Origin of the sequence: Dysgonomonas sp. HDW5B (assembly GCF_011299335.1) — a bacterium.
In the GTDB taxonomy this organism is placed as follows: domain Bacteria; phylum Bacteroidota; class Bacteroidia; order Bacteroidales; family Dysgonomonadaceae; genus Dysgonomonas_A.
Map to the genome: position 1 here is coordinate 3,967,662 of NZ_CP049858.1, position 11,791 is coordinate 3,979,452.

General features: G+C 36.1%; 10 protein-coding genes. 8 read left to right on the forward strand and 2 right to left on the reverse strand.

Annotated elements, in window-relative coordinates:
* The first annotated feature begins 44 nt into the window (after positions 1-44).
* The 6 genes from G7051_RS16185 (at position 45) to G7051_RS16210 (ending at position 6,139) form a co-directional block, all read left to right on the forward strand.
* Positions 45-395 (forward strand): cupin domain-containing protein, encoded by a 351-nt coding sequence (locus tag G7051_RS16185; RefSeq protein WP_166201914.1) that lies wholly within the window; start codon positions 45-47, stop codon positions 393-395.
* Between the two features lie 22 nt (positions 396-417).
* Positions 418-1,386 carry an N-acetyl-gamma-glutamyl-phosphate reductase gene (gene argC / locus G7051_RS16190; protein ID WP_166201917.1) on the forward strand — a complete coding sequence of 323 codons (969 nt, stop codon included), beginning with the start codon at positions 418-420 and terminating at the stop codon, positions 1,384-1,386.
* Positions 1,387-1,533: 147 nt separating this feature from the next.
* A complete protein-coding gene (locus G7051_RS16195; protein WP_166201920.1) occupies positions 1,534-2,910 on the forward strand; it encodes a hypothetical protein in 1,377 nt (458 codons plus the stop codon).
* Positions 2,911-2,942: 32 nt separating this feature from the next.
* Complete coding sequence (locus tag G7051_RS16200) at positions 2,943-4,064, forward strand: aspartate aminotransferase family protein (RefSeq protein WP_166201923.1); 1,122 nt, start codon at positions 2,943-2,945, stop codon at positions 4,062-4,064.
* A 77-nt stretch (positions 4,065-4,141) separates the two neighbouring features.
* On the forward strand, positions 4,142-5,428 hold the full coding sequence (locus tag G7051_RS16205) for a solute carrier family 23 protein (protein WP_166117156.1): 1,287 nt from the start codon (positions 4,142-4,144) through the stop codon (positions 5,426-5,428).
* Between the two features lie 48 nt (positions 5,429-5,476).
* Positions 5,477-6,139, forward strand: a complete 663-nt coding sequence (locus tag G7051_RS16210) for a M949_RS01915 family surface polysaccharide biosynthesis protein (protein ID WP_166201925.1) — start codon at positions 5,477-5,479, stop codon at positions 6,137-6,139.
* A gap of 67 nt (positions 6,140-6,206) precedes the next feature.
* Here the strand turns inward: G7051_RS16210 and G7051_RS16215 are convergent, their stop codons facing one another.
* Positions 6,207-6,560 carry a cupin domain-containing protein gene (locus G7051_RS16215; RefSeq protein ID WP_166117160.1) on the reverse strand — a complete coding sequence of 118 codons (354 nt, stop codon included), beginning with the start codon at positions 6,558-6,560 and terminating at the stop codon, positions 6,207-6,209.
* Between the two features lie 139 nt (positions 6,561-6,699).
* On the opposite strand from G7051_RS16215, the gene G7051_RS16220 reads away from it, so the two are divergent.
* Complete coding sequence (locus tag G7051_RS16220) at positions 6,700-7,014, forward strand: hypothetical protein (RefSeq protein ID WP_166109442.1); 315 nt, start codon at positions 6,700-6,702, stop codon at positions 7,012-7,014.
* 144 nt (positions 7,015-7,158) lie between these two features.
* Complete coding sequence (purL, locus tag G7051_RS16225) at positions 7,159-10,845, forward strand: phosphoribosylformylglycinamidine synthase (protein ID WP_166201928.1); 3,687 nt, start codon at positions 7,159-7,161, stop codon at positions 10,843-10,845.
* 95 nt (positions 10,846-10,940) lie between these two features.
* Here the strand turns inward: purL and G7051_RS16230 are convergent, their stop codons facing one another.
* The gene (locus tag G7051_RS16230; protein WP_166201930.1) at positions 10,941-11,774 is read right to left on the reverse strand and encodes an energy transducer TonB; all 834 of its coding nucleotides are present in this window, start codon (positions 11,772-11,774) and stop codon (positions 10,941-10,943) included.
* Positions 11,775-11,791: the final 17 nt, after the last annotated feature.

Consider the following 11,791-nt stretch of genomic DNA (forward strand, 5'->3'; position numbering starts at 1 on the left):
ACTCACTTTTCTATATAAGATAGAATATAACTAAATAGGCTGTGATGTATAAGAAAGTATCTAAAAATGAGGCTGCTCATTATATTTGGGGCGATAGATGCGATAGTTGGGTGTTAGTAGATAAGGACACTCTATCTGTTAAACTAGAAAGTATGCCTCCAAATACTAGAGAAAATGCTCATAATCATGCAAAGGCTTCGCAGTTTTTCTATCTACTTAAAGGAGAAGCATTGTTTCATATAAATGACGGTGAATCTGTTACAGTATTGGCTCAGGAAGGATTACTAATACCTCCTCACACAATACATTTTATAGAGAATAAAAGTAATGAAGCTATTGACTTTTTAGTTATTTCTCAGCCTACAACAAATAATGATCGGTTTTTAACTGATTAAAGAAGAATAAAGCACATAGAAAATGATAAAAGCAGGAATAATAGGAGGTGCAGGATATACAGCCGGAGAACTGATTCGTTTATTGATTAACCACCCTCAAGTAGAATTGGTTTTTGTAAATAGCACCAGCAATGCAGGCAATAAACTGACCGATGTTCATGGAGGATTATTAGGTGAAACAGAAATGACTTTCACCGATCAACTTCCTTACAACGAAATTGATGTGTTATTTTTCTGTACTGCACATGGTGATACGAAAAAATTCTTAGACTCAAATAATGTTCCTGAAAACCTCAAAATAATCGACCTTTCAACCGATTATCGTAAAGAATCACCCGAACATGAGTTTGTATACGGTTTGCCCGAATTAAATAAAGAGAGAATAAAAAAAGCAAAACGGATTGCTAATCCCGGATGCTTTGCCACTGCTATACAATTGGCTTTACTGCCTTTAGCAAAGGCTCAATTATTAAATACCGAAGTTCATGTAAATGCAATTACGGGATCAACAGGGGCAGGTGTAAAGCCTTCGGCAACCTCACATTTCAGTTGGAGAGAGAATAACATTTCGGTGTATAAAGCATTCGAACATCAGCACTTAGGCGAAATTCGTCAATCATTGAATCAACTTCAAAGCAGTTTCTCTGAAGATATTAACTTCATACCTGTTAGGGGTAATTTTACTCGTGGAATATTTGCGAGTATCTATCTCAACTTCGCAGGGACTGAAGAAGATGCAGTTAAATTATACAAAGACTTTTATAAGGATAGTCCTTTTGTAATTATTACAGACAAGAATCCTGATCTAAAACAAGTTATCAATACCAATAAGTGTGTGCTATATGTAGAAAAGCATGGTAATAAACTGCTTATTCTTTCTTGTATCGACAATCTGGTGAAAGGAGCTTCGGGACAAGCTGTTCATAATCTAAATCTTATTTTTGGTTTGGATGAAACAGAGGGATTGAAACTGAAAGCAACAGGATTTTAAGGTTTCAAATCAATATATTTTCCACTAAATTAAACAACAAAAAATATTTAGTGATATATTTGAGATTAATAAGCCTATAGTTAGTATGCTTATCTAAGCAACAACAAGGACCGAGACCTTAAGTTTATTAATTTAAAAGTTACGCCTATGTCTTTCCAGATAGACGATCAGACCAAAAAAGACCTTGATATTTTTGGTACATATAAAAGTGGAAAATCAGTATTCGATTTATTCGATCTTACCACATGTAAAGGTGGACAAGACAAATTATATAAGTTCTTGTCAGAACCAATGACTGATCTTGAAAAGATAAAAGAACGAAAAGATGCAGTCTTATTTTTCAGAAATCATGTAACATCAAGACTGAATATCGATAAAGATTCTTTGGATTATGCTGTTTACTATCTGAAAGATCGAAATTCATCCGTCAGGCGTGCATCCAAAGTATGGTCGGCAGAGAGAAGTATCATGAATAAATTGAACCCATCTCAAAGCTATCATGTTGTAGAAAACGGGGTTAACTCGTTGGTTAATATTCTTAAGACGCTCTATGCTTTTTCATCGAACTTATCAAAGGAAGTGGAGGATAGTAACTTTCCCTTGCTACTAAAAAAAGATAATGACAAAGTACTTGAAATATTCACTATAGAAGAGTTTCAAAATGCTCTTAAAGTAAAAAGTCTCAAGCCTTACGATGTGGATGTATATGATTCTATTTTCAGATATTACCAAAGTCGTAATATTCAGTTTTTGATTAATCTCATCTACGAATATGACGCCTTACAGGCTATAGCAAATGCTGCTGATAAATATAATCTTTGTTATCCAGAGGTTTTATCCAGATCGGCAAACTGCCTTGATGCAGAAGGGCTTTTTCATCCTTTTGTCGAAAATGCTGTAGCGAATAATGTGAGTTTCGGAGGAGATTCAAACCTTCTGTTTATTACCGGACCTAATATGGCAGGGAAATCTACTTTTCTTAAAGCTTTAGGAGTTTCTGCTTATTTGGCTCATGCCGGATTTCCGGTACCTGCCAAAAGTATGAAAATAAGTCTTATTTCGGGATTATGTACTACGATCAATATATCTGATGATATACAGTCTGGATACAGCCATTTTTATGCCGAAGTTTTAAGGGTAAAGTATGTTGCTGCTCAGTTAAAGGAAAACAACAATCTCTTAGTCATTTTCGATGAACTGTTCAGAGGGACAAATGTAAAAGATGCTTACGACGGAACTTTAGCTATAGTATCGGCTTTTGCACGTATAAAGAGTTCATTCTTTGTTATATCAACACATATAATTGAGGCTGCCGAAAGCTTAAGTGCAAATGAGAATATAAGTTTCCGAAGTTTCGAAATACGCGAAGTTGACGGACATCCGACATATACTTATAAGCTTAAAGAGGGTATATCGACCGACAGATTAGGCATGTATATAATACGCAAAGAGAGGGTAGTGGAGATGATAAATGAAGTACTGACCAGCGACCCCGAAAATATAAATATAGAAAATAATAAATAGGTCGTTTTTAGACCTTAAATATAAAATATAAGATGAAACTATTCGATGTATTTCCATTATTCGATCTCAATATAGTAAAAGGGAATGGATGTTATGTATATGATGAAAAGGGTAATGAATATTTAGATCTTTATGGCGGACATGCTGTAATTTCGGTAGGACATACTCATCCATATTATGTGGAAAAAGTTACCGACCAACTGAATAAGTTAGGTTTTTATTCAAACTCGGTTATCAATGAATTGCAACAAGAAGTTGCTCAAAAATTAGGAGAACAATGTGGTTATCCCGATTATTTTTTATTCCTTATTAATTCGGGTGCCGAAGCAAACGAAAATGCAATAAAACTGGCATCTTTTAATAATGGAAGAAAGAAAGTTTTAGCATTCAAGAAGGCATTTCACGGACGTACATCTGTAACTGTTGCTACAACTGATATTCCGGCATACTCTGCTCCTGTGAATGAAAGTTCAAATGTTGTATTCGCTCCTTTCAATGATATCGAATTTATCAAAAAGGAACTGGCTACAAAGGAATATTGCTCTGTTATCATAGAAGGTATTCAAGGAGTTGCAGGTATCCATATTCCCGAAGATAGTTTTCTTAAAGAGCTTCGTGAGGTTTGTACCGAAACAGGAACCATCCTTATCTTAGATGAAATACAATCGGGTTACGGACGTAGCGGAAAATTCTTTGCACATCAGTATGCAGGCATTGAAGCCGATATTATCACAGTAGCAAAAGGTATAGGTAATGGTTTTCCGATGGCAGGCGTTTTAATAAATCCGATGTTTAAAGCTGTTTATGGTCAATTGGGCACTACATTTGGCGGTAATCATTTGGCTTGTGCTGCTGCAATTGCAGTATTAGATATAATGAAAAAAGAAAAACTGGTCGAGAATGCGTTGAATATAGGAGAATATTTAATTACTGAACTAAAGAAACTATCGGGAATAAAAGAAGTACGTGGACGTGGTCTTATTATAGGTATCGAAATGAACGAACCTATTAAAGAAAAAAGATCAAAACTTCTGTTCGAAGATAAGATCTTTACAGGATCAACCGGAACTCACGTATTTCGACTCTTACCCCCCTTGTGCTTAACTAAAGAACAAGCCGATGTATTTCTGACTAAATTTAAGCAGATATTATAATTCTATATAAAAGCACCTGTTTTAGCGGTGCTTTTTTATTGCCTGAAAAATAAAATTAAACAACCATATACTATACCATGACATCTTCGAGTAAAATAGTTCTTCGTATAGATGAAAAGCCCAAATTTCATCAGTGGATATTACTAAGTATCCAACACTTGTTTGCCATGTTCGGAGCAACAGTACTAGTCCCTGCTTTAACAGGAATGAGTCCTGCCGTAGCTCTAGTTTCAAGCGGCTTAGGAACATTGGCTTTTATAGCGATAACCCGCGGAAAAGTTCCTTCTTATCTGGGATCGTCTTTTGCTTTTATAAACCCACTTATTGCGGTAAAAGCTTTTGATGGATTTGCAGGTATAATGGTAGGTAGTTTTATGGTTGGGATCATTTATGCCATTGTTGCCTTAATTATTGCCAAAACCGGAATCAAATGGTTAATGAAACTATTACCTCCCATTGTTGTTGGACCTGTAATTATGGTAATCGGACTAGGCTTATCAACTGTAGCTGTAGGCATGGTTACCAATCATGGTGGAGGATATGATATAGACTACGTTCTGGTAGGACTTGTAACTTTAGTTATCACTATTATATTTGCTATTTACACCAAAGGATTTTTGAGCGTAGTTCCTGTTCTTATGGGTATTATCGGAGGATACATCTTTGCTGTCTTCATGGGAATAGTTGATTTTCAAAGGGTAATAGAAGCAAACTGGTTTGAAGTGCCTCCTTTCGAAATTCCGTTTGTAAATTTCACTCCTCACTTCACATGGAAAGTATTCTTGCTAATGGTTCCCGTGGTTATCGTACCCATTGCTGAACACATAGGACATCAGTTGGTATTGAGTAAGGTAGTCGGAAAAGATTTATTGGAAGATCCGGGATTGCATAAATCTCTATTTGGCGACTCTGTAGCATCTATAATCGCTTCCTGTATCGGAGGGCCTCCCGTTACTACTTATGGTGAAAATATTGGTGTACTGGCTATAACCAAAGCATTCAGTATATATTTATTTATTGGTGCTGCATGTTTCGCTATCCTTTTCGGATTCTGTGGAAAAGTGTCGGCTCTTTTATCTACTATTCCAACACCTGTTATGGGGGGAGTATCTATACTTTTATTTGGAATTATTGCTTCCAGTGGTCTGAGAATGCTTGTTGAAAATAAAATAGATTTTTCTCAAAAAAGAAACCTTATTATAGCATCTGTCATTCTGGTTATTGGGATAGGGGGAGCAGCATTGCATATTGGCAGTCATTTTTCACTCGAAGGCATGGCATTAGCCTCTATTATTGGAGTAGTGTTGAATCAGATATTACCGGGAAAACAGGTTGTTGATTTTAAAGATATGTTTGGAGAGTAAAAATTGAAGTAATAGAAATCAACAGACCCTATTCGAATTAAACTATAAATGAAAAAAATATTTTCACCAATTATTTGTGTAGCCTCTTTATTATTTATGTTCTCACCTTGTAAGGCTAAAGAAAAATCAGACATAGAAGATACAACTATTACTTTGATTGATAGTCTACTCAAACAGTTAGTTTATGAAGGGAAAGTAAAAGAGGCTATTAGTTGGGCGGATAAAGAAGGAAAACACATTGCTTTTATTACAGAGACAGGAATCTATGTAAGTGAAAAATTCGGACATGATAATGATGGAGCCGATGCTGAAATTTTTGCATATCATTATTTATTTAATGAGAAAACAGATAGGTACGAGTTAAAATGGAAGATCTATGACTATATTTCAGATTGTCCTGTAGATATTGCTGCAAATTTCATAGAGAATACCTTTAAAGTAACAGATTTAGATAATAATGGAATACATGAAGTTTGGGTTATGTACCAGAAAGTTTGCCATGGAGATGTAAGCCCTTTTGAAATGAAAGTAATAATGTATGAAGGCAATACAAAATATGCCATGAGAGGCGAAAATAAAATACAACTCTCAGATACCGAATACTTTGGAGGCGAATATAAATTTGACAATAATTTCACTAAAGGAAAAGATGTATTTCGAGAATACGCCAGAAAAATCTGGTCTGATAATATTATGGTAAAATGGGAGTAATTGCCCTGATTATATAAAACATAAATACTTCGCATACAATAAAATAAGAGAGACATTAGTGTCTCTCTTATTTTATTGTATTATAAAAATCTTCTCTTACAGGACTAAAAGTATCAATAATAACACCTGCCTCTAAGCAAACTAATCCATGCATAATATTGGGTTCTGCAAAAAAGCCATCACCCGCTTTCAATGTTTTAGTCTCTCCATTTATGGTAACCTCATACACTCCCGATTCAATATAAGCTGTTTGCACATGAGGATGCGAATGCTGATAACCAATAGCTCCTTTTTCAAAGATTACTTTTACAGTCATAATCGCATTATTATACCCCACAAACTGGCGGGTTATACCTTTATCAGCAAGATATACTTGTTCTTCATCTTTTAGAAAGAAAGGTTTACTTTTAATCTTTTCCATTATTTCGTTTTTTATTTAGAAGCAAGATAGAGATTTATCTCAAATATTCAAAAGAAACCGATTATAAGTATAAATCATTAAACTATTTTTTATACATTGGCGTTATAAGAAATAGAAAACCATTTAAACATTAAATAATATGGAAAACTTATTAAAAAGATTACAGGAAGAGGCGGGCTTATCGGAAGAACAAGCCGTAAAGGCTGTAACTATAGTTAAAGATTTTATGGATAAAGAAGGTCTTGAGATAGATTGGGATAAATTCTTTAAAGGAAAATATGGGGATTTGAAAGAACAAGCTAAATCTTTGTTCGATGTACTTTCACACAAAGCACGTGAATATTCGGACAAGATAGAAGATAAAGTAGAAGATCTCACCATACAAGCAAAACGTACAGCTCGCGACCTTTCTCAAAAAGCAAGCGACTATCTGGACGACGAAAAGAAGAAATAAAGTCATTTATGATACTAAGGTTGGTAATTTAATTATCAACCTTTTTTATTTTATGTCTTAAATAAAGAATTTTGTCTTTATTAGTTCTATACTTTTGATTAACTTTGTCGAAGATTAATAAAGTGATAATATAGCTTAATCAATATGGTATCTTTCTTCCTTAATTCTGCTAAAAACATCATTGCAGTAGAAACCTCTTCTCCAATCGAATCTTCTGATATCCAAAAGTTAAAATGGCTCTTCGACGAAGCTCAATTAGTTGAATCTACTGAGATTCAAGGACACTTCGTTGGACCTCGTAAAGAGATGGTTACTCCTTGGAGCACCAATGCCGTTGAAATAACTCAAAATATGGGTGTTACAGGTATTATTCGTATTGAAGAATATTTTTCTGCAGAGCAAGATTCTAAATATGACCCAATGCTTCAACAAAGATATAATGGGTTAGGACAAATGTTATTCACAATCGATAAGAAACCCGATCCTATTCTTGAGATCGACGATATTGCAGCTTATAATGCCAAAGAAGGCTTGGCTTTAAGCTCCGAAGAAATAGATTACCTAAATGGCTTAAGTGCTAAACTGAACCGAAAATTAACAGATAGCGAAGTATTCGGTTTCTCTCAGGTTAATTCAGAACACTGTCGTCATAAAATCTTCAACGGTACATTTATTATCGATGGTGAAGAAAAAGAAAGTACGCTTTTTCAATTGATAAAAAAGACTTCGAAAGTCAATCTAAATAAACTGATCTCAGCCTATAAAGATAATGTTGCATTTAACGATGGACCCGAAATTGAACAGTTTGCTCCTGCAAGTGGAGATAAACCAGACTATTTTGAGACTAAACAAATTAAATCTGTTATTTCGTTAAAAGCCGAAACACATAACTTCCCAACTACAGTAGAACCATTTAATGGTGCTGCAACAGGTTCGGGAGGCGAAATACGTGACCGCCTTGCCGGAGGTAAAGGATCTTTACCCATAGCAGGAACAGCCGTTTATATGACAGCATACCCACGTACCAAAGAGGGTAGAGTATGGGAAGAAACTATGCCCGAAAGAGATTGGTTATACCAAACTCCCGAAGAAATTCTAATAAAGGCTTCTAATGGAGCTTCAGACTTTGGTAATAAGTTCGGACAACCTCTGATTTGTGGTTCTGTCCTGACTCTTGAACATCAGGAAAACCAAAAGAAGTTTGCATACGATAAAGTGATCATGTTAGCCGGAGGTGTTGGTTTCGGAAACAAACGCGATGCTATAAAAAACGAACCCGAAGTCGGTGAGAGTGTTGTTATATTAGGTGGTGATAACTATCGTATCGGAATGGGTGGAGGTGCTGTATCATCTGTTGATACAGGTCAATACTCCAGTGGTATTGAATTGAATGCAGTACAACGTGCCAACCCTGAGATGCAAAAACGTGTATCGAATGTGATCCGTACTTTATCGGAGTCAGATAATAACCCAATTGTTTCTATTCACGACCATGGTGCAGGAGGACATTTAAATTGTCTTTCGGAGCTTGTTGAACTTACAGGTGGTATTATTGACGTATCCAAACTTCCGGTAGGCGATCCGACGTTATCTTCGAAAGAGATTGTAGGAAACGAGAGTCAAGAAAGAATGGGTATGATAGTTCCTGCTGAAACAACAGAAGCTATAAAAAGAATAGCCGAACGCGAACGTTCACCTATGTATGTAGTCGGAAAAACAACCGATGATAAAAAATTCGTTTTTGAACAAGCTGACGGAAAACGCCCTATTGATTTAAGTTTAGAGGATTTCTTCGGAAAAGCACCACGTACAATTATGCGTGATGATACTATCGAAGAATATTTCTCGAATCCAGAATATAAATTATTAAGCCTTAAAGGACATTTATCGAATGTTCTTCAGCTCGAAGCTGTTGCATGTAAAGACTGGCTAACAAATAAAGTAGACCGCTCTGTAACAGGAAAAGTGGCTCGTCAACAATGTCAGGGTGAAATACAGCTACCACTTAGTGACCTTGGTGCAGTTGCCCTTGATTACAGAGGACGTTCAGGTATTGCAACATCTATTGGTCATGCACCCCAGGTAGCAATGGTAGATTCGGAAGCTGGTTCTGTAATGGCTATTGCTGAAGCTTTAACCAATATTGTATTCGCCCCTCTTGAAGATGGTATTCAAGGTATTTCGCTAAGTGCAAACTGGATGTGGCCTTGTAAAAATCCGGGAGAAGATGCCCGTTTATACCGTGCAGTAGAGGCTTGCTCAAACTTCGCCTGTGAATTGGGAATCAATATTCCAACAGGTAAAGATTCACTGTCGATGACTCAAAAATACGGAGATGATAAAGTATATGCACCCGGTACAGTAATTATATCTGCTGCTGCCGAAGTGAAAAATATACGTAAAATTGTATCTCCTGTATTAGCATACATCAAAGGAACTTATTTGTATTACATAGATTTCTCTTTTGATACTTTCAAATTGGGAGGTTCTGCCCTTGCTCAAACAATGAGTAAATTGGGTGAAGAAGTGCCAACCGTAAAAGATTCAGAATACTTCAAGGATGCATTTACTTGTATTCAAGAGCTAATAGAAAGAGGTTTGGTACTTGCAGGACATGATATTTCTGCCGGAGGTATGATTACCGCTATGTTGGAAATGTGTTTCGCAAATCCTCAAGGAGGCTTAGAAGCCAGATTGGATAAATTGCATCATGCAGACCTTATCAAAGTACTATTCTCAGAGAATCCGGGAGTACTAATCCAAGTGAAACATCATCATTTGGTTGAAAAGATATTAGATGATTACGGTATCGGTTATGCAATAGTTGCAAGACCTACCGAAAACAGAAAGCTAACTATTCAGAAAGACGAATTCTACGAAGAATTTGATATTGATGAATTAAGAGATATCTGGTACGAATCATCTTATCTATTGGATAGACTTCAAAGCGGAGCAGATTTAGCCAAAGCTCGTTTCGAAAATTATAAAAACCAACCCGTAGAGTTTAAAATCAATAGTTCTTTCAATGGCAAATTCTCTCATTTGGGAATTACACCTGCCAGAGAAGGACGATCAGGTGTAAAAGCTGCCATCATCAGAGAAAAAGGAACTAATGGTGAGCGTGAAATGGCTTATACTTTATATTTGGCTGGTTTTGATGTAAAAGATGTACACATGACCGACCTTGCTTCTGGAAGAGAAACTTTAGAAGATATAAGCTTGATTGTTTTTTGTGGTGGCTTCTCCAACTCTGACGTATTAGGTTCTGCTAAAGGATGGGCAGGAAGCTTCATGTACAACGAAAAAGCTAAAATTGCCTTGCGTAATTTCTATGCTCGTCCAGATACTTTGAGCTTAGGAGTTTGCAACGGTTGCCAATTGGTAATGGAGTTAGGATTGATTTATCCGGAACACGATCAAAAACCAAAAATGCATCACAATGCATCACATAAATTTGAGTCTACATTTATATCAGTTGATATACCTAAGAATAATTCGGTGATGTTTGGCTCACTATCAGGAAGCAAACTGGGTGTTTGGGTGGCTCACGGAGAAGGACGTTTTTCAATGCCTAAAGCCGAATCGGAATATAACATTGTTGCTAAATATGCTTACGATGAATATCCTGGTAATCCTAACGGGTCTGACTTTTCAACAGCTGCAGTTTGTTCTAAAGACGGTCGCCACTTAGCAATAATGCCTCACCCCGAGAGATCAATATTCCCATGGCAATGTGCGTACTATCCATTCGAAAACCGCAAAGATGATGTTACCCCTTGGATGGAAGCATTTATCAATGCTAAAAGTTGGATAGAAAATCATAAGTCTTAAGAAAAATAAGAACTTTAAATAAAAGCAAAAGACCAATACTTTTTAAGGTATTGGTCTTTTTTGTATTCAATTTTGAAGTGAAAGTCTGTCGCTTCTTATCTCTGTAGTTTAAATAATACAGGAAGAGTAAAATATACAGCCACCGCATGTCCATTTTGCATACCGGGAATCCACTTAGGCATTCCTTTTACGACTCTAACTGCTTCTTTATCACAAGATGGATCTAGTGCTCTCACAACCTGTATATTAGATATACCTCCGTCTTTTCCTACAACAAATTTAAGAACCACACGTCCTTCAATTCCATTTTCGGCAGCAATTGTCGGATATTTTATATTTGCACTCAGATATCTCATTAATTCCGCATTTCCACCGGGAAATTGAGGCATCACTTCTACATGTTCGTGAACTTTATTAGGTTCTTGTGGTGGTTGATTTATAATTTGACGTTGTTCTCTTTGTAGCTCTCCAGGGTCTATACCCACTGTATTGTTTGTTTCGTATGTCACAGTAGAAATTACTGCAGTACTTTCATTTAAATACTGTTGGGATAACAATTCTCTCTCACTATTCACTAATTCATCAGGAGTTACTACCGGAGGCGTAAACTGTTGAGCATTTATAATAGGAGTAGGAGGTGGCGTAATTAGAGGCTCTATAATTTGCTCTTCCTCTTTATTGTCGAGATCATCTAATATAGTTGGCCCATCAAAAATTACGACATCCACATGCTCTTTGGGAGGATTCACTGCTTTTAATAAAGAAGGTAGTCCTGCAACCACTCCTACAAAAATCAATACAACCAAAAATGCCAGAATATGTCTTTTTGAAGAACTTTGGCGTAAAGCATACGCCCCATAGGATTTGTTTTTACCGGTGAATACTATATCACACCAGTCTGTAGAATTTAGTTGAATGTTACGTGCCATAATCATATAATTTAAAT